20 protein-coding genes and 1 pseudogene are annotated in these 18,177 nt (G+C 69.9%); 12 read left to right on the top strand and 9 right to left on the bottom strand.

The window, feature by feature from the left end; genetic code table 11:
• Positions 1–32: 32 nt before the first annotated feature.
• Both ACYVJS_RS04650 and ACYVJS_RS04645 read left to right on the top strand, forming a co-directional pair.
• Positions 33–3,587 (top strand): TM0106 family RecB-like putative nuclease, encoded by a 3,555-nt coding sequence (locus tag ACYVJS_RS04650; RefSeq protein ID WP_460738226.1) that lies wholly within the window; start codon positions 33–35, stop codon positions 3,585–3,587.
• Positions 3,588–3,813: 226 nt separating this feature from the next.
• Positions 3,814–4,815, top strand: a complete 1,002-nt coding sequence (locus ACYVJS_RS04645) for a magnesium and cobalt transport protein CorA (protein WP_460738224.1) — start codon at positions 3,814–3,816, stop codon at positions 4,813–4,815.
• 7 nt (positions 4,816–4,822) lie between these two features.
• Here the strand turns inward: ACYVJS_RS04645 and upp are convergent, their stop codons facing one another.
• Positions 4,823–5,455, bottom strand: coding sequence for a uracil phosphoribosyltransferase (upp, locus tag ACYVJS_RS04640; RefSeq protein WP_137417940.1), 633 nt, complete (start codon positions 5,453–5,455; stop codon positions 4,823–4,825).
• Positions 5,456–5,541: 86 nt separating this feature from the next.
• On the opposite strand from upp, the gene tadA reads away from it, so the two are divergent.
• Together tadA and ACYVJS_RS04630 are read left to right on the top strand one after the other, a co-directional pair.
• A complete protein-coding gene (gene tadA, locus ACYVJS_RS04635) occupies positions 5,542–5,973 on the top strand; it encodes a tRNA adenosine(34) deaminase TadA (RefSeq protein ID WP_460739864.1) in 432 nt (143 codons plus the stop codon).
• Positions 5,974–6,139: 166 nt separating this feature from the next.
• Complete coding sequence (locus ACYVJS_RS04630) at positions 6,140–7,153, top strand: CE1 family esterase (RefSeq protein WP_460738222.1); 1,014 nt, start codon at positions 6,140–6,142, stop codon at positions 7,151–7,153.
• 40 nt (positions 7,154–7,193) lie between these two features.
• Here ACYVJS_RS04630 and ACYVJS_RS04625 read toward each other — a convergent pair whose 3' ends face one another.
• Positions 7,194–8,123: an LLM class F420-dependent oxidoreductase gene (locus ACYVJS_RS04625; RefSeq protein WP_460738220.1), complete on the bottom strand. Its 930-nt coding sequence runs from the start codon at positions 8,121–8,123 to the stop codon at positions 7,194–7,196.
• Between the two features lie 26 nt (positions 8,124–8,149).
• Positions 8,150–9,280, bottom strand: coding sequence for an alpha/beta hydrolase (locus ACYVJS_RS04620; RefSeq protein WP_460738218.1), 1,131 nt, complete (start codon positions 9,278–9,280; stop codon positions 8,150–8,152).
• A gap of 90 nt (positions 9,281–9,370) precedes the next feature.
• Between ACYVJS_RS04620 and proC the strand changes: the two genes are divergently transcribed.
• On the top strand, positions 9,371–10,198 hold the full coding sequence (gene proC / locus ACYVJS_RS04615) for a pyrroline-5-carboxylate reductase (RefSeq protein WP_460738216.1): 828 nt from the start codon (positions 9,371–9,373) through the stop codon (positions 10,196–10,198).
• Between the two features lie 3 nt (positions 10,199–10,201).
• Here the strand turns inward: proC and ACYVJS_RS04610 are convergent, their stop codons facing one another.
• Positions 10,202–10,507, bottom strand: a complete 306-nt coding sequence (locus tag ACYVJS_RS04610) for a helix-turn-helix transcriptional regulator (RefSeq protein ID WP_460738214.1) — start codon at positions 10,505–10,507, stop codon at positions 10,202–10,204.
• A gap of 44 nt (positions 10,508–10,551) precedes the next feature.
• Positions 10,552–11,133 (bottom strand): annotated as a pseudogene (locus ACYVJS_RS04605) (AraC-like ligand-binding domain-containing protein); the annotation flags it as partial.
• Between the two features lie 113 nt (positions 11,134–11,246).
• Between ACYVJS_RS04605 and ACYVJS_RS04600 the strand changes: the two are divergent.
• Positions 11,247–11,945 (top strand): alpha/beta fold hydrolase, encoded by a 699-nt coding sequence (locus tag ACYVJS_RS04600; RefSeq protein ID WP_460738212.1) that lies wholly within the window; start codon positions 11,247–11,249, stop codon positions 11,943–11,945.
• A gap of 3 nt (positions 11,946–11,948) precedes the next feature.
• Here ACYVJS_RS04600 and ACYVJS_RS04595 read toward each other — a convergent pair whose 3' ends face one another.
• From ACYVJS_RS04595 to ACYVJS_RS04585, 3 genes are all read right to left on the bottom strand, one after another.
• Complete coding sequence (locus ACYVJS_RS04595) at positions 11,949–12,620, bottom strand: potassium channel family protein (RefSeq protein WP_137417935.1); 672 nt, start codon at positions 12,618–12,620, stop codon at positions 11,949–11,951.
• Between the two features lie 50 nt (positions 12,621–12,670).
• Positions 12,671–13,477 carry a response regulator transcription factor gene (locus tag ACYVJS_RS04590; protein ID WP_460738209.1) on the bottom strand — a complete coding sequence of 269 codons (807 nt, stop codon included), beginning with the start codon at positions 13,475–13,477 and terminating at the stop codon, positions 12,671–12,673.
• Positions 13,478–13,576: 99 nt separating this feature from the next.
• On the bottom strand, positions 13,577–15,019 hold the full coding sequence (locus ACYVJS_RS04585) for a TrkH family potassium uptake protein (RefSeq protein ID WP_460738207.1): 1,443 nt from the start codon (positions 15,017–15,019) through the stop codon (positions 13,577–13,579).
• 87 nt (positions 15,020–15,106) lie between these two features.
• On the opposite strand from ACYVJS_RS04585, the gene ACYVJS_RS04580 reads away from it, so the two are divergent.
• The 6 genes from ACYVJS_RS04580 (at position 15,107) to ACYVJS_RS04555 (ending at position 16,937) form a co-directional block, all read left to right on the top strand.
• On the top strand, positions 15,107–15,511 hold the full coding sequence (locus tag ACYVJS_RS04580) for an ArsR/SmtB family transcription factor (protein WP_460738205.1): 405 nt from the start codon (positions 15,107–15,109) through the stop codon (positions 15,509–15,511).
• 88 nt (positions 15,512–15,599) lie between these two features.
• A complete protein-coding gene (locus tag ACYVJS_RS04575; RefSeq protein ID WP_137417931.1) occupies positions 15,600–15,791 on the top strand; it encodes a helix-turn-helix domain-containing protein in 192 nt (63 codons plus the stop codon).
• A gap of 82 nt (positions 15,792–15,873) precedes the next feature.
• The gene (locus tag ACYVJS_RS04570) at positions 15,874–15,972 is read left to right on the top strand and encodes a 30S ribosomal protein bS22 (protein WP_003792170.1); all 99 of its coding nucleotides are present in this window, start codon (positions 15,874–15,876) and stop codon (positions 15,970–15,972) included.
• 65 nt (positions 15,973–16,037) lie between these two features.
• Complete coding sequence (locus tag ACYVJS_RS04565; protein WP_460738203.1) at positions 16,038–16,331, top strand: rhodanese-like domain-containing protein; 294 nt, start codon at positions 16,038–16,040, stop codon at positions 16,329–16,331.
• Positions 16,332–16,359: 28 nt separating this feature from the next.
• On the top strand, positions 16,360–16,641 hold the full coding sequence (locus ACYVJS_RS04560; protein WP_460738201.1) for a glutaredoxin family protein: 282 nt from the start codon (positions 16,360–16,362) through the stop codon (positions 16,639–16,641).
• Positions 16,638–16,937, top strand: a complete 300-nt coding sequence (locus ACYVJS_RS04555) for a Dabb family protein (protein WP_460738199.1) — start codon at positions 16,638–16,640, stop codon at positions 16,935–16,937. The genes ACYVJS_RS04560 and ACYVJS_RS04555 overlap by 4 nt, the downstream gene beginning before the upstream one ends.
• Here ACYVJS_RS04555 and ACYVJS_RS04550 read toward each other — a convergent pair.
• Positions 16,886–18,100 carry a mechanosensitive ion channel family protein gene (locus tag ACYVJS_RS04550; RefSeq protein WP_460738197.1) on the bottom strand — a complete coding sequence of 405 codons (1,215 nt, stop codon included), beginning with the start codon at positions 18,098–18,100 and terminating at the stop codon, positions 16,886–16,888. The two genes, ACYVJS_RS04555 and ACYVJS_RS04550, sit on opposite strands and share 52 nt — an antisense overlap.
• Positions 18,101–18,177 lie beyond the last annotated feature (77 nt).

Genomic DNA, 18,177 nt, shown 5'->3' with positions numbered 1-18,177 from the left:
CGCAACTAGTGTCGATGAAGGAAAGGGAGCGAATGCGATACATCGAGCCTGCGGGTTCCGACAGCGGGCGCGTGGTGTGGAGCGCGAGCGACCTCAAGGCCGCCGCGGAGTGCGAGTTCGCATGGTTGCGCCAGCTCGATGCGCGACTGGGCCGCATCCCCGCGGTCATCGAACCCGAAGACGTCATGCTCGAGCGGGCGGCCAGACTCGGCACGCGACACGAACTGGCCGTGCTGCAGCGCTATCGCGACGAGTTCGGCGACGCAGTCGTCGAGATCCCCGAGACCCGCTCGGGCGATGAGGCGGCGATGACGGATGCGGTCGCCGCGACCGCCGCCGCCCTCGCCGATCCGGGCGCTCACGTCGTCTACCAGGGGGCCTTCCGCACCGACGAGTTCGTGGGCTTCGCCGACTTCCTGGTGCGTGCGGCCGACGGTGCGTGGATCGTGCAGGACACCAAACTCGCCCGCCACGCCCGCGTCACCGCCTTGATGCAGCTGGCGGCATACGTCGACCAGCTGGATGCGGCGGGCGTCCCTCGTGCCGATCGTGTGGAGCTGCTGCTGGGCGACGGCTCGGTCAGCACCCACCGGGTGCGCGACCTCATGCCGGTGTACCGGCAGCGTCGTGCGCGCCTGCGCGCGCTCATCGCCGACCGCGACCTCGCCGCGGGTACCGCCGGCGCGCCGCTGGCGTGGGCGGACAGCCGCGGGGCACTGCGTGTCGTGGCGTGCGGGCGCTGCGCGACGTGCGAGACGGAGGTCGCCGCGCACCGCGACCTGCTGCTCGTCGCAGGGATGCGTCCCGTGCAGCGTGAGCGTCTGCGTGCCGCCGGCATCACGACGATCGACGAGCTGGCGGCAGCCTCGGGGGCGCCGGAGCGCATGAGCGACGAGGTCTTCACGTCGCTGCGGACGCAGGCCCGTCTCCAATTGGAGAGTCCGGCCGGCGTTCCCGGACCCGACGGCACGGTGCCGGTCGATGCCGTGCCCCGCTACGAGGTCGTGCTGCCGCAGGCGCTCGCCGCCCTGCCACGACGCGACGCGGGCGACCTCTTCTTCGATTTCGAGGGCGACCCGCTGTACACCGAGGGTGCCGGCGACTGGGGGATCGACTACCTCTTCGGATGGATCGATCCCGAGCAGCAGTACTCGGCGCTGTGGGCGCATTCGTTCGCCGACGAGAAGGCGGCGCTCGAAACGTTCATCGACTTCGTCGATCTGCGTCGGCGCGCGCATCCGGGCATGCACATCTACCACTACGCGCCGTACGAGCCGACGCATCTGCTGGCGATGGCCGCGCGCCACGGCACCCGCGAGGCCGAGGTCGACCGTCTGCTGCGTGACGGCGTCTTTGTCGACCTGTATCCGATCGTCCGCAGGGCGCTGCGGGTCGGGTCCCGGTCGTACTCCATCAAGAAGCTCGAGCCGCTGTACATGGGCGCCCAGCGCCGTACGAGCGACGTGCAGCGCGGCGACGATTCGATCGTGCGATACGTCGAGGCGCGGGCGCTGCTCGAGGCGGAGCAGGACGACCAGGCTCGGCGCGTGCTCGATGATCTGGCCGAATACAACCGGGACGACTGCGTCTCGACGCTGCGCCTGCGCGACTGGCTCGTCGACCGCGCACGCGAGGCCCAGCTCTTCCCGTCAGCCGATCCCGTCGTCGGAGAGGCCGTCTACGAGCCATCGTTCCGCTCGGTCGCTCTCCAGCGCCGTGCGGCCGTCACCGACGACGAGGCGGATGCGGCGGCCCTCCGCCTCGGAGCCGCGGCGATCGACTACTACCCGCGCGAGGCGAAGACCTTCTGGGCCTCGCACTTCCTCCGCCTCCGCGAGCCGGTGTCGCTGTGGGAGGACACCCGCGACGTCGTCGTGCTCGACGGTACGCGCACGCGTGTCGTAGACGACTGGCAGCCGGGTCAGGGGCGTCAGCGTGCCCTGCGTCGCCGCCTCGAGCTCCGGGGGGATCCCGCGCCGGGCACTCGGCTGAGCGTCGGCACCCAGCCCTTCCTCGTGTACGCGACCCCGGCGCCCTTCGGCGAGGCCTCCCCGCGGTGGATCCATGCGGCGCGTGCGGTGCGCATCGTCGAGGCGCTCGATGACGGTGCCGTCGTAGAGGAGCTCGCCGCCGACGGCGAGACCTGGTCGGAGCTGCCGATCGCCCTCGCGCCCGCGGCTCCCCCTGCAGCAGGCAATCAGCAGGCGGCGATCGACGCCTGGGCGGACGCGTTGATCGACGCTGATCCGCACTTCCCGCTCGACGCGGCCACCGACATCCTGCGTCGCGTCGCTCCGCGCACCACGGCGGACGCACTGACACCCTCGGGCGGCGACGACATCGCGGCCATCGTGCGCAGTGTCGTCGACCTCGATGACAGCTACCTGGCCGTGCAGGGTCCTCCCGGCACAGGCAAGACCTACGTGGGCTCACACGTCGTCGCACGCCTCGTGGCCGAGCGCGGCTTCCGCGTGGGCGTCGTCGCGCAGTCCCACGCCGTCGTGGAGCACATGCTGGATCGAATCGTGGCTGCGGGGCTCTCTTCGAACCTCGTCGGCAAAGCGCTCAAAGACCCGAGTCAGGCCGATGCTGTGTCGTTCACGGTGTTCGAGAAGAATGCACTCGCGGCATTCACCGAGGACCGGCCGGGCGGCTTCGTCGTCGGTGGAACCGCGTGGGACTTCAGCCACGCCGGCCGCGTTCCCCGCCGCAGTCTCGATCTGCTCGTCATCGACGAGGCCGGCCAGTTCTCCCTCGCCTCCACGATCGCCGTGTCCCGGGCAGCGCGCCGCCTGCTGATGCTCGGTGACCCGCAGCAGCTGCCGCAGGTCAGCCAGGGCACGCATCCCGAGCCCGTCGACGAGTCCGCGCTGGGGTGGGTCATGGACGGGCAGGCGGTCCTGCCCGCATCCCACGGCTACTTCCTCTCCCACACGTGGCGGATGCACCCGGCGCTCGCGAGTGCCGTGTCGGAGCTCTCCTACGACGGCGAGCTGGCCTCCGCCCCGGTGACGGCCACTCGCACGCTCGACGGCGTCGAACCGGGTGTGCACCCGATGCCGGTGGTGCACGCGGGCAACGCGGTCGCCTCGCCCGAGGAGGCTGCGGAGGTCGTGCGCATCGTCCGTGACACGATCGGCCGCAGCTGGACGTGCCATGACGACGGCGGGGCCGCCGCTCGGCCGCTCACCGCCGCAGACATCATCGTCGTGACGCCCTACAACGGCCAGCAGGTCGAGGTGGAGGGCGCGCTGGAGGCGGCGGGCCTCACGGGCATCAGGGTGGGGACCGTGGACAAGTTCCAGGGGCAGGAGGCGGTCGTCGCGATCGTGTCGCTCGCCGCGTCCTCGGGTCGGGAGGCCCCGCGCGGGCTGGAGTTCCTGCTGCTGCAGAACCGGCTGAATGTCGCCGTTTCCCGGGCGCAGTTCGCCGCATACGTCGTCTTCTCACCCGATCTGCTCGACGACCTGCCGCGCACCCCCGAGGGCGTGGCGCGGCTGAGCGCGTTCGCCCGTCTGGTCGGCGAGGACGAGCTGTCACCGGTCCCGGCGAGAGGGATGCGAATCGATCATCCGAGAGAGGTATGATCGCCCGGGCCCGCTGAGCGGGCGGAGCGCGGGCACGTCCCGCGCGAGAGAGAGCTCACCCGAGAAGACCGAGAGGCGGTGATGGCCATGGCCGGCGATAGTTCGTGCGCCACGGCGCACACCGCCGCATCCCTCCGGTAGAGACGGGATCCGGTGGCCGCGCCCTGGCGGAGAGCGCAACCACATCCTCTGGCGCCGTGTCGCGCCCGCAACACCGGAGAACCTCATGACCCTGATCGACAACGCCATCTACGTCCAGGGGCACCGCGTGGAGACCCCGCGCAGCCTCGACGAGACCTACGAACTCCTCGACGCCCACGACGGCTTCGCCTGGATCGGGATGTATCGGCCCGCGCCGGCAGAACTCGCGAGCGTCGCCGGCGAATTCGGCCTGCACCCTCTGGCGGTCGAGGACGCCCTCCAGGGACACCAGCGCTCCAAGGTGGAACGCTACGGCGACACCCTGTTCGTGGTGCTGCGGCCGGCCCACTACGACGACGAGCTCGAGCACGTCGACTTCGGCGAGCTGCACCTGTTCGTGGGCCCCCGCTTCGTGGTGACCATCCGTCACGCCGAGTCGCCGAACCTCGCAGCCGTCCGGCAGCGGCTCGAGCACCAGCCGGAGCTGCTGGAGTTGGGGCCGGAGGCCGTGCTCTACGCGATCCTCGATCGTGTGGTCGACGAATACGAACCCGTCGTCGCCGGTATCGAGAACGACATCGACGAGATCGAGGATCAGCTCTTCGGCGACAGCGACGACGACGCGCTCTCACGTCGCATCTACGAGCTCTTCGGCGAGGTCATCAGCTTCGGGCGTGCCGTGCAGCCGATGGCCGGGATGTTGGAATGGCTGCGTCGCGGCTACGAGAAGTACGACGTCGATCTCGAGGTGCAGCGCAACCTCCGTGACGTGCTCGACCACGTCATCCGCATCGCGGACCGCATCGATGGGTTCCGTGCGCTGCTCGATAAGGCGCTGACGGTGCACTCCGCCCTCGTCGCCCGCCGTCAGACCGAGGCCAACCTCGCGCAGAACGACGAGATCAAGAAGATCTCGTCGTGGGCGGCGATCATCTTCGCGCCCGGACTCATTGCGGGCATCTACGGCATGAACTTCGAGAACATGCCCGAGCTGCACTGGGAGTACGGCTACCCGCTCGCCGTTGGCGGCATGGGGGTGTTCGCGGTCGCCCTGTGGGTGATCTTCCGGAAGAAGAAGTGGCTCTGAGCCGAGCTCAGACCGTGCCGTACAGGCGGTCGCCGGCGTCGCCGAGACCGGGCACGATGTAGCCCTTCTCGTTCAGGCGTTCGTCGAGGGCGCCGAGCACGAGGGTCACATCGCGGTCGCCGACGAGCTCCTCGATCTTCGCGACGCCCTCCGGCGCGCCGAGGATGCAGATCGCGGTGACGTCCTGCGCACCGCGGGCGAAGAGGAAGTCGATCGCCGCGCCCAGCGACCCGCCGGTGGCGAGCATCGGGTCGAGCACGAAGCACTGGCGGTCGCTGAGGTCGTCGGGCAGACGCTCCGCGTATGTGTACGGCTGCAGGGTCTCCTCGTTGCGCGCCATACCGAGGAAGCCGATCTCGGCCGTGGGCAGAAGCTTCACCATGCCGTCGAGCATGCCGAGACCGGCGCGCAGGATCGGCACGACCAGGGGGCGCGGTTCGGAGATGCGCACACCCGTCGTCGAGGTGACCGGCGTCTCGATCTCGAGCTCTTCGACCCGCACGTTGCGCGTCGCCTCGTAGGCGAGGAGGGTCAGCAGCTCTTCCGTGAGCTGACGGAACACCGGGGAGGGGGTGTTCTTGTCGCGCAGCACCGTGAGCTTGTGCGTGATGAGCGGGTGGTCGGCGACGTGCAGGCGCATGGGTCCAGATTACGTCACGCGGATGCGGGCCGCGGAGCTAGTCTGGCCGGGTGAATCTGCCCACCCGACCCGCGGACGACGCTGCCATGGCGCGTGCGCTGGAGCTGGCGCAGCACGCCTCGGCCGACGGCGACGTGCCCGTCGGCGCGGTCGTGCTCGACGTCGAGGGGCGAACGATCGCCGAGGGGCGCAACGAGCGCGAACTCACCGGGGACCCCACCGCCCACGCCGAAGTCGTGGCGCTGCGGCGGGCGGCCGCAGCCACCGGGTCCTGGAACCTCAGCGGCTGCACCCTCGTGGTCACGCTCGAGCCCTGCGTCATGTGCGCGGGCGCGATCCTGCAGGCGCGCATCGACCGCGTCGTCTTCGGCGCGTGGGACGACAAGGCGGGAGCCGCGGGATCCATGTACGACCTGCTGCGCGATCGCCGTCTGCCCTATCGCGTCGAGGTCATCGGCGGCGTGGCGGAGCAGGCCGCATCCTCGCAGCTCCAGGAGTTCTTCACAGCCCGTCGCTGACGTGATCTCGCAGCGCGCTACGCTCGAGTGGCCTCGTCGCAGAGGCACGGGTACGGGGTTGTTACCGCACGGGCAAGACCTGGAGACCGACGATATGCATCGTCGTGCTCCGGGTCTTTTTTGTTGTCGCCCCGGCCTCCGTCATCACTGAGGAGAGGGAGACTCCATGTCCGAGTTCCGCACGACACTGCGCCGCGGTGCTGCACTGGCGGCCGTGGCGGTGGCCGCGCTCGCCGCCGCCGGATGCGCCGCCGATGCCGAACCGCAAGCCGCGCCGACGCCGTCCGCGTCCTGTGCGCCGGTGTGGGAGCACGGCCGCACCGACGTGGACTACACGTTCGAGGGCGCCGAGCGCCACGTCTCCGTGTTCATGCCGGACGGGGCGGACCCGACCGCGGCCGTGTTCGCGCTGCACGGGTCCAACAACAACGTCGATCTGATCCTGGGTGTCAGCGAGCTGGAACAGACCGCCGCCGAGGAGGGCTTCGTCCTGGTCGTGCCGCAGGGGTCGGTGCCCGGCAACGCCGACGGCCTCTGGGCGTGGAACGTGCCGGGCGTCGTGACGACCGCCGAGGTCGGTGCGCCGACCGAGAGCGCCGACGACGTGAGCTTCCTCGCCGATCTGGTCGACCGGGTGAAGACGGCGGGCTGCGTGGAGACCGTGTTCGCGACGGGATACTCAGGCGGTGGTCGCATGATCTCGACGACCGCGTGCGAACGGCCGGGCCTGTTCGACGCCATCGCACCCGTCGATGGGCTGCGCGCAGGAGTGCCGCAGCAGCAGAGCGATGGCAGGTGGGCGCCGGATCCCGCGACGTGCGATCCCGCCGCGGGTACTCCGGTGCTGAGCTTCGCCGGTACCGCCGACCCCATCAACCCCTACGACGGCGGAGGTGCGGGCTATTGGCAGTACGGCGTCCAGTCGGCTGTCGAACGGTGGGCTGCGATCGATGGATGCGGCGAGCCGAGCGTCGAGGCACCGACCGCGGGCGTGAGCGTCACGGCGTACACCGACTGCGCGGGCGGGCCCGTGGTCTCGTACGTCGTCGACGGCATGGGGCACACCTGGCCCGGGCGCGCGCTCGAGACGCAGGCCGGTTACGCGTCGGTGCTCGGCGCCACCACCGACCTCGTCGACGCGAACGCGGTCATGTGGGACTTCTTCTCGCAGCTGAGTTGAGCTGAGCCGGTGAGGGTGGCGACCCGCGCGGTCGCCACCCTCACCGCGGCAGCAGCGGCAGCGCCTCGGAACCCAGAAGGTCGAGGTGCTCGAGGTCGCGCATGTCCATGAGTTGGAAGTAGACGCGATCCGCGCCCAGCGCCCGCAGCCGCTCGACCCGCTCAAGCACAGCGGCCGGATCGCCGATGATGTTGGCTCCGTTGTCGAAGCCCGCCGCATCCGTCCCGATCGCGGCCGCGCGCCCCTCGCGTTCGGCGGCGGTGCGCCCGACGATGGTCGGCAGCGCGACCGAGAGCTTGAGGCTCCCCGGGTCGCGTCCGATGCTCGCGCAGGCGGCGCGCACGGTGCCGAATTTCTCCGCGATCACCTCGTCGGTCGCGAACCCGATGTTGAACTCGCTCGCGTACCGCGCCGCGATGGCCGGCGTGCGCCGCGGTCCGCCGCCGCCCACGATGACCGGCACGCGCTCCTGCACCGGCTTCGGGAGCGCGGGGCTCTCATCGAGCCGGTAGTGCTCACCGCGGAAGGAGAATGTCTCGCCCACAGGGGTCTGCCACATCCCGGTGAGGATCCCGAGCTGCTCCTCCAGCAGCCCGAACCGCTTCTCGGGGAACGGAATGCCGTACGCGGCATGCTCCTCGGCGAACCAGCCGGTGCCGAGTCCCAGCTCCACCCGGCCGTCGCTCATGTCGTCGACCTGAGCGACCTGGACGGCGAGCACTCCCGGGACGCGGTAGGTGACGGAGGAGACGAGCGTGCCGAGGCGGATGCGGGAGGTCTCCCGAGCGAGGCCCGCGAGGGTCGTCCAGGCGTCCGTCGGCCCGGGCAGCGGATCGCCGGGGGCCATCCGCATGTAGTGGTCGGAGCGGAAGAACCCATCGAAACCGAGCTCCTCCGCGCGCTGCGCGAAGGCCAGCTGGTCGCGGTAGCCGAACCCCTCTTGCGGTTCCGTGAAGACGCAGTACTCCATGGGGTCAGTCTGCCCTCTCGCGGCGCTCAGTCCGAGGACTTGAGCACGATCGTCTCGGTGGGAGGTGCCGGGTTCGGGGCGTGCCCGATGTATCCGATGACCTCCAGCAGCGCCTGCCGCACGGCGGCGGGACGCTCGAGATGAACGAGGTGGCCGGCCCCTTCGACGATGAGCTCGCGCACGTCCGCACCGGTCGCGGCATCCGCATCCAGCACGGCACGCGTCTGCGACACCATGGGCTGGCTCGGCGCCTCGTCCGCACCCGGCCAGTCCGGCAGGATGCCGAGCGAGCCGAGGTGGGCCGGATCCAGGAACGAGGCGTCCGACACGATCGCATCGAGCTCGCCGTGGATCCACAGCACCGGGGTGCGTGCACCGAGGTGCGCGAGCGCGGACTGGTCGAAGTGGGCGGGAGCGAGGGCGTTGAGCACGCCGAGGTCGCCGGATGCCGCGCCCGGCCAGTTCGGGCTCGACACGGTGTCGCCCGGGTAGTTGCCGCCGGCGGTGGAGGTGGAGAGCATCGCGTCGACCCAGACGTCCTCGCGAGCCGTCCGATACGACTCCGAGACGAACTCGGCGCGGAAGACGTTCCGGGGCGATGCGGGCGACTCGTCGCTCTTGTCGCGCGCGGTCAGCCGGCGCACGAACTCCGCGTTCGCGGTCGCGGCGCCGGTTCCTGCGCCGTCGTCGGTGAGAGGGCTGCCGTCGAGGCGGGTGCCGCCCAGGCCATAGGGGGAGATGGGCGCCTGCAGCGTCAGCGACAGTGCGCCGTGGCCGTCGAGCGCGTACTGCGCCGCGACCGATGCGCCGAGATCGGTGCCGACGAGGTGCGCCGCGCGGATCTCGAGGGCGTCGAGCACGGCGTGCAGGTCATCCGCGAAGTCGCCGACTCCGCGGGTGGCGTCGACCGGCAGCGACTCCGTGCCGCCGAACCCGCGCAGGTCGACCGCGACGACGCGCAGGTCGCTTGGGAGGTCCTCCATGAACTCCTGCCAGATCAGCGACGACGACAACAGGCCGTGCAGGAGCACCACGGTGCGCTCGGCGGGGGTGTCGCTGCGATCGCCGTCGCGCAGCAGAACGCGCGCGGAGATACGTGCGGTGTCCACCTGTCGGGCGGTGATGCCGTCGAACAGTGGGCTGGTGGGTTCGATCATGGACGCCTCCAGGAGGGGGCACATCACGGCCCCGGCCGTTTCGATGATAGCCGGGGCACCTGAAGCCGCCCCGGGTCGTAGGGTGGAAAAATGAGCCAGCTTCCCCCTCTCGCGATCCTCGGCGCCGGCTCCATGGGCGGCGCCATCGCCCAGGGAGTCGCGGCCTCCGGGCACGCCGGTGACGTCGTCGTCACCAACCGCAGCCGCGCCAAGGCCGAGCTGCTGTCCGACCCCGGCATCCGCTCGCTCGCACTCGAGGACGATGCCGCGGCCAACGTCGACGCGGCCGCATCCGCCGACGTCGTGCTGATCGGCGTCAAGCCCGCCATGGTCCCCGATCTGCTCGCCGAGATCAGCCCGCACCTGCGTCCGGGCACGATCGTGGTGAGTCTCGCCGCGGGCGTGACGATCGCCACGTTCGAGCAGATCCTCGGTCCGGATGCGGTCGTCGTCCGCTCCATGCCGAACACGCCGGCCGTGGTCGGCAAGGCCGTCACGGGCGTCTCTGCAGGCTCGCTCGCCGACGAGAGCGCCATGGGCGTCGTGCGGGCGGTGTTCGAGACTGTGGGCGCCGTCGTCGAGGTGGCGGAGGAGCAGATCGACGCCCTGTCCACCATCTCGGGATCGGGCCCGGCTTACGTGTTCCTGCTCATCGAGAAGCTCACCGAGGCTGCGGTCGGAAAGGGATTCGACTCCGCCACCGCGCGGTTGATGGCGGAGCAGACCTTCATCGGCGCCGCGGCGCTGCTCGATGCCACGGGCGAGGACCCCGCCGAGCTGCGCCGGCGTGTCACGAGCCCGAAGGGGACGACCGAGCGTGCTGTCGCCGTGCTGCAGGATGCGCACCTCGAGCGCGTGTTCGCGGAAGCGACGGATGCGGCCCTCGCCCGCGCGAAGGAGCTCGCCGCCGGCGGCTGATCCTCAGCGGTCGGCACCGGGAGAGGTGCCGAACCGTGCGCGGTAGGCGCGGTGGAACGTTCCCGCATCCGCGAATCCGTGGGCGCGGGCGATCGCGGCGATGGACCGCACGCCGTCGCCGCGCAGCTCTTCGCGGGCGCGGTCGAGCCGCTCCGCCCGGAGCCACCCCGAGAAAGTGTCGCCGTCCTTTGCGAACACGTTCTGGACGGTGCGGGGAGTGCAGCCGAAGGCGCGCGCCACAGCGGCGAGGTCCAAGCGCGGGTCTCCCAGTCGGCTGCGCCCGTACGCTCGCAGCGCGTCGGCACGCATCGGCCCGCGCGGGCGGGATCCGCCGCAGCGAACGCATCGAGCATCTCGATGACGGTGCGACTCATGGTCGCGGCGACCCGCGTCAGGTCTGAGCGCGCCGACTGCGCCAACAAGCCCACCTGCGCACCCAGCTGCGCCCCGAGCGGCGTGCGCGCGAGCCGATCGCCCAACGAGGCCAGCGCGCGGGTCGTGCGCGGCGACAGCTCCTCTCGCGGGATGCGGACGGTCACCAGATCGAGGCGCTGCCGCTTGTCGGCCAGGACATCGAAAGGCAACGCGTTCTCGAGCACGGTGGCGGAGCGCGCGGCGACGTCCCAGGTCCGGCCGCGTTGCACCGAGCCCCACGGCTTGAGGCTGTGGTTGATGAAGATGGCGTCGTCGGGAACTCTCGCAATCGACATCCGGTCGCGCCGGGCGTCCACGCCCGGAGTGGAGATGATGCCGAGATCGGTGGGACCTGCGCGGTACAGGGCGAAGTCCGCGTCGAACCTTCCCGTGTGCGGGCGCCGCGGCCTCACGCCGACGTAGACGTCGGCGATGCTGTCGCAGAAGTGGTCGTAGTCCGCCCCGATCGGAAGGTCCCGGGTCGTCCCGCGCACGCGCACGCCGGAGGTGGTTTCGCCCATCGACACCTCTTTTCGCCGAGCGCCACTGCTCGGTCCCCGCGGGTGTTCCTATCGTGAGCCTCGCCCATGGCGCGGTCAAGTGATGCGCCGACCCGAAAGAGAGCGAGACGACGATGTCCGTACGACCGACCCTGCTCCTGGTTCACGGCGCCTGGCACGGCGCCTGGTGCTGGGACGAGCTCATCCGCGTGTTGACCGAGCGGGGGTGGGAGGCGCGGGCGATCGATCTCCCCACCGGGCACGCGCCGCACAAGGAGACACTCGGGATGCAGGACGACGCGGATGCGGTTCGTGCGGCGATCGACGCCGTTGCCGGTCCTGTCGTGGTCGTCGCCCACTCCTACGGCGGCGTCCCGGTGACGCAGGGGGCCCACGCGCCGAACGTGCAGCACATCGTCTATGTCGCGGCGTTCGCGCTCGACGAAGGAGAGTCGTTGCTCGCGGCGGTCGGCGGGGTCGAGCCCGACTGGTGGCACGTCGACGGGCTGCTCGCGACCGCCGGTGACGAGCTCCGCCCGCCCCGTGAACTCTTCTTCGCCGATGTCGCGCCCGACGTCGCAGCCGCCGCCAGCGCCCGGCTGCTGCCGCAGGCCGTGCGTTCGTTCCGTGACACAGTCACCTCGGTCGCCTGGCGGAACACGCCGACGACCTACGTCATCACCGAGCAGGACGGGATCTTCCCGCTGCCAGCCCAGGAAGCACTGGCCGCGCGGTCAGGCTCCGCCGCGCCGCGGCTCGACACGAGTCACTCGCCGTTCCTCTCACAGCCCGACGCGCTCGCCGACATCATCGAGGTCGCTGCCGGCGGCTGAGACTCAGCGGTCGAGGGAGGCGAAGCGCTCGATGTCGCTGTTCGTTCCCGAGACGATGATGAGGTCGTGGTTGGTGACGACCGTGTTGGCCTCGGCGTAGCGGAACGGCTTGCCGGGGCTCTTCACGCCGACGACCGTCACCTTGTACTTGGTGCGCACACCGGACTCGTTGAGGCCGACGCCGCGGATGAAGCGCGGCGGGTACATCTTCGCGAGCACGAAGTCGTCGTCGAAGCGGATGAAGTCCAGCATCCGACCGCTCACGAGGTGCGCGACGCGCTCGCCGGCCTCGCGCTCGGGGTAGATGACGTGGTTCGCGCCGACGCGGGCGAGGATCTTGCCGTGCGACTGCGAGACGGCCTTCGCCCAGATCTGCGGGACCTTCAGGTCGACGAGGTTCGCGGTGATCAGCACGGACGCCTCGATGGACGAGCCGACGGCGACGACGGCCACCTGGAAGTCGGCGGCGCCCACCTGCGTGAGCGCCTCGATGTTGCGTGCATCCGCCTGCACCGTGTGGGTGACCCGCTCCGACCACTTCTGCACCAGATCGAGGTTGTCGTCGATCGCCAGCACCTCGCGATCCAGCCGGTCGAGCTCGCCCGCACAGGCGGCGCCGAAGCGACCGAGGCCGATCACGAGCACGGGGGCGTCGTTGCGGAGCTTCTCAACCATGGGCAACAGATTACGGCGATCGCTCAGCCCGCATCGACCGTGATCCCGATTCAGCTCGCGCCGGGGCGGATGACTCCTCGTTCGTACGCGTAGACGATCAGCTCGCTGCGCGAGCTCAGCCCGAGCTTTGCGAGCGCGGCGCTGAGGTGTGACTTGACCGTGGCTTCGGAGACCACGAGCTCGGCGGCGACGGCGCTGTTGGTGAGTCCGCGCGCGACGAGCCGGAACACCTCGCGTTCGCGCGCCGAGAGGGATTCGAGCCCCTCGTCGTGAATGTCAGGAGCCGACGCGGGCTGCGGCACCCACACGTGCCGCCGGCGGTGGCTTCCCGCACGCCAGAGCGCGGCGGTCGCCGCGAGCGTCAGCGCGCACCACCAGCCCGTGCTCTGCGCCGCCTCGACCGACGGCCATGACGTGCCGTGGACCGTCCCTTCCACACCGGAGAATGACAGAGCGGGCACGGTCAGGAGCGCGACGACGATGAGAGCCTCGGTGAGCAGGGCGCCCAACAGGAGGCGGCGTCGTTCGACGGCGCGTGACGCCACCGCGGAGGCGACGGGCAGCAGCATCAGGTAGGCCGTCCATGCCGTCTGGCTGAAGCGCGCCGGCCAGAAGAAGAGCTGTGCGGCGAGGATCAGGCCGATCAGCGTCAGGCTCCATGACGGGCGCCACCGCGTCAGCGCGAGTGCGAGCGCGAGGCCGACGGCGCACGCCAGCGCAAAGGGGCTCGTCGTGAACGTCTCGTCCCGCATCGGTACGGAGTAGGTGAGGAGCCGGGGGCTCTCCCTGGCGAGCCACACGCCGAACGCCACGGCGGCGACGATCGGCAGGAGCAGGTGCGGAAGCAGCTTCGACATGCCCTCACGCTAGGCGACCGGCAAGCGCGAGAAGAAGGCGTCCAAAGCGGTTTCGACCCTTCGTCGGAGCGCGTCATCCGAAGGGATGAGCAGCGCCGTTCAGCCGACGATCGGGCGCTCGACCGGCAGCGAATAGAGCTGGGAGCGGGAGGATGCGGCCACCGCCGCCGCCAGGGTCACGGTGCCGACGCGACCCATGAACATCGTGGCGGCCAGCACATACACCGCCGGGTCCGGCAGCTCGCTGGTGAGTCCCGTCGACAGCCCGACCGTGGCGAAGCCCGACACGACATCGAACAGCACCTTGTCCACATCCGCCTTCGTGATCTGGGCGATGGTGATCGTGGAGATCGCGACGATCGTCGCGCCCCACGCCACGACCGAGAGAGCGACGCGCTGCACGTCGCTCGGGATGCGGCGGCCGAACGCCTGCACCGACGGGCGTCCCTTGGCCTCCGACCAGACGCTGAGCGCGAGCACCGCGAGCGTCGTGACCTTGATGCCGCCCGCCGTCGACGCCGATCCGCCGCCCACGAACATGAGCATGGAGCCGACCAGCAGCGAGGAACCGTGCAGATCGCCGATCTCCACCACGGAGAAGCCGCCCGAGCGTGTCATCGCGGACAGGAAGAACGACTGGAAGGTCGTATCCCACGCATCCATCCCGCCGAAGGTCAGCGGGTTGTCGTACTCCAGGCTCACGAAGACGACGGCGCCGGCGAAGAACAGGATGACGGTCGTGATGAGGGTGAGCTTGGTGTGCAGCGACCAGTGGCGCACGTGCCACTGATGCCGCCACAGGGTGAAGATCACCGGGAAGCCGATGGACCCCAGGAACACGCCGATCATCAGCACCGTCATGAACAGGTAGTCGTGCGAGAACGGCGCGAGACCGTCGGCGTTGGGGGTGAAGCCGGTGTTCGTGAACGACATCGCGGCGAAGTAGGGCGCCTCCCAGAGCGCCGTGACCGGATCCACTCCGCCGGCGAGCAGCGACGGGTAGAGCAGGATGGCGAGGCCCGCCTCGATGACGAGCGTGGAGAGGGCGACGGTGCGAAGCAGAGCACCGACCTCGCCGAGGCGTACGGTCTGACCCTCGTTCACGGGCCCCCCGTGCACGCGCATGGGATTGCTGTCGCCGGCGGCGATGAGCTTCGCCCGCAGTCCCAGCCTGCGGGAGATGATGAGCCCGAGGATCGAGGCGAGGGTCAGGACGCCGAGGGCGCCGACGTTGACGCCGATGTAGATCACGACCTGCCCGAGCGGCGACCAGTGCGAGCCCATGTTGACCGTCGACAGACCGGTGACACAGATGGTGGACACGGCGGTGAACAGGGCGTCCGCGAGCGGGGTGACCCGGCCGTCCGCCGCCATCGCGGGCAGCGACAGGAGCGCCGTGAACAGCAGGATCAGGCCTGAGAAGATCAGGACCGCGAAGCGCGCCGGCGACGAGGTCGTGAAGGTCTTGGCCGCATCGCTGATGCGCTCCCACGCGGCGCTGAGCCGACGCCGCGTCGCCGAACTCGCGGAGTCGGACGTCATCCGTGGGACCCTTCGAAGATGCGGAGCGGTCAGCGACCGGAACGCGTGTCATGGTACTCCGCTCGGAGCCCGACTAACCTAAGGCGCATGGCGGACATCTTCGGCGTGATCGCGGACGCGACCCGGCGCGACATCCTGCGTCTTCTGCTGGATCGTTCGGCATCCGGAGAAGACGGCACGAGCGTCTCGCACATCGTGAGCGAGCTGGGCGTGAGCCAGCCGACGGTCTCGAAGCACCTCAAGGTGCTCCGCGAGAGCGACCTCGTCTCGGTGCGCGAAGAGGGTCAGCACCGGTATTACAGCCTCTCCCGCGAGCCGCTCGACGAGATCGATGCGTGGCTCATGCCGTTCCTCACCGAGGACGAGGATGCGACGGCCGCGTTCGTCTCGACGCTGCCGGAACCGGCAGCGAATGCGGCTGCAGCCGTGGGACGCGCGGCCGCATCCGTCAACCGTGCGGTCGTGGCGGCGTTCGGCAAGCGCGGTCGCTGACGACCACCACACCCGTCACACGGGTCACTCCGGTTTACACGCGTGTATGCGTCGCCCTAGAGTGTGCTGAACCCGGGGAGGATGGGACATGGCCGAGTTGCCCGACGTGCGCTTTCTCACCGTCGCCGAAGTCGCGCAGATCATGCGCGTGTCGAAGATGACGGTGTACCGTCTCGTGCACGCGGGCGAATTGCCCGCCGTGCGTTTCGGGCGCAGTTATCGGGTGCCCGAATCCGCCGTCACAGAGGCCGTGCAGCGGCCGATCGCCGACGTCGGCTAGACTTATCCGAGGCATTTTTTCGGTGCCTCGTTCCCGGGAGCAGGTCATCCTGCGCCCAGACCGCCAACCAGTGAGGTTTTCCGTGGGTTCTGTCATCAAGAAGCGCCGCAAGCGCATGGCGAAGAAGAAGCACCGCAAGCTGCTTCGCAAGACTCGCCACCAGCGCCGCAACAAGAAGTAAGCGGCATCGACACAAGCGCCTGTCCCCTGGACGGGCGCTTCGTGTCTGCGGTCTAGCCTGGTGACATGAATTCGATCACGGTGCAGCAGCTGCGCGAGCGCGAGGGCGTTCCTCTCATCGATGTGCGAGAGGTGGAGGAGTTCGCCTCCGGCCACGTCCCCGGCGCGGTCAACGTTCCCCTGTCGACCATCGGCGACAACCTCGACCGCCTGCCCGAGGGGCCCTTCGACGTCATCTGCCAGATGGGCGGCCGCTCGGCGCGCGTCGTGCAGGCGCTCGAAGCCCGCGGGTACGAGGTCACGAACGTCGACGGCGGCACGGGCGAGTGGATCGCCGCGGGTTACCCGGTCGAGTCCTGAGGTCGTATACCCGATCTAGGATGTGAGCGTGAGAACCATCACGCTCATCGGCAAAGAAGGCTGCCACCTCTGCGACGTCGCGCGCGGGGTGATCGAGCATGTCCTCGCCGAACTCCCCGACGACGCGGCCGACCGCATCCAGCTCGAGGAGAAGTCCATCTTCGACGACGCGGCGCTGCACCAGCAGTGGGCCGAGAAGATCCCCGTCGTCATGATCGATGACGACCTGCACGCGTACTGGCGGGTGAACCCCGAGCGGCTGCGCGCCGCCGTCGAGGAGGCCACCCGCCCCGAAGGAGCATCACTGTGACCATCCGCCACATCGTCGCCTGGAAGCTTGCCGCCACCGATGCCGATCAGCGCATCGAGCATGCCACCGGCATCACCACGCGCCTCCTCGCTCTCGACGGCGTCGTCCCCAGCATCCGCACCATCTCCTCGGGGGCCGACGTGCTCGGCGGCGAGAACTGGGACGTGGCGATCGTCGCCGACTTCGACGACGTCGACGGCCTGCACGAGTACATCGAGCACCCCGCCCACCAGGAGGTCGTCGCCTACGTGCGCTCGGTGGTCTCGTCGCGCGTCGCGGTGGACTTCGAGCTCTGAGCCTGCTCCTCCCCGCCTGAGACGACGGGGATCGCCTGCGTGAAGGTGTCGGCGCGGGCCTCGGCTTCGGCGCTGCCGGTGAACAGTCCCGCATCCTGGGGCGTCGGCTCGTGCGTCTGCGCAGCCGCACCGTCGTGCTCGGTCATGAGCACGCGCTGGACCGGCAGAGCCGCCGGCATGGCGGCCTGGGTCCAGGTGACCATCGCCTCCCGTACGAGGCAGCGCAGGTCGAACAGCGTCGGAGCGTCCCGTGCGGTGACGAGGATGCGCACGCGCACGTAGCCGCCGGTGGCCTCGGTCACTTGGAGAACACTGGCGCGACCGTCCCAGAGGTCGGTGTGTGCGAGCACCTCGTCGAGGTGTTCCCGCATCCGCGCGGGGGAGACGCGCCAATCCAGGTCGAGTTCGACGGCGCCCAGCAGCTCGGAGCCGCGACGGGTCCAGTTCTGGAACGGCGTGGTCGTGAAGTACGTGCAGGGCAGCACCAGCCTGCGCTCGTCCCACAGATCCAGCACGACGTAGCTGAGCGTGATCTCGCCCACCCGGCCCCACTCGCCCTCGACCACGACGACGTCATCGACGCGCAGGGCGTCGCTGAAGACGATCTGCAGGCCCGCGAAGATGTTCGCGAGCACGGACTGCGCCGCGAGTCCGGCGACGATCGAGGCGATTCCGGCAGATGCCAGCACGCTCGCGCCCACCGCCCGGACGGCCGGAAACGTGAGCAGCGCCGCGCCGATGGCGAGCACGACGATCAGCACGATCGCGAGACGCTTGACGATGAGCGTCTGGGTGCGGATGCGGCGAGCGAGCCGGTTGTCGGGGACGTCGATGCGGTAGCGGCCCAGGGTGAGGTCGGTGGTGAAGGCGACGAGGGCGCCCAGCAGCCACGCGGTCGCACCGATGACGAGGATCGTGAACGCCTGGTCGAGCAGCGGACGCCACTCGCTGAGCGGAAATGTCACCGTGACGGAGATCCAGGTCGCGATGAGGAACGTGAGAGCGCGGAAGGGCGCGCGGGCACGACGCACCAGGCCCGCCGGCCAGGACCTCCGCCGCGCGGCGAGTCGGGTCATGACGGTGGCCGCGAGCGTGAGCAGTGCGGCGGCGACGAGGGCGATGGCCAGGGTCAGGGCGAACTGCGCCCAAGGGTTGTCGAGCATGGGCCTCCTTCGGGTCCCCCCACGCTACGGGGTGCGCCGGAACCCGGAGCTCGACTCGACAGGCGGTACCGCCCCGG

This window comes from Microbacterium neimengense, from assembly GCF_054782995.1.
This window is presented reverse-complemented; position numbering and strand designations above follow the sequence as displayed.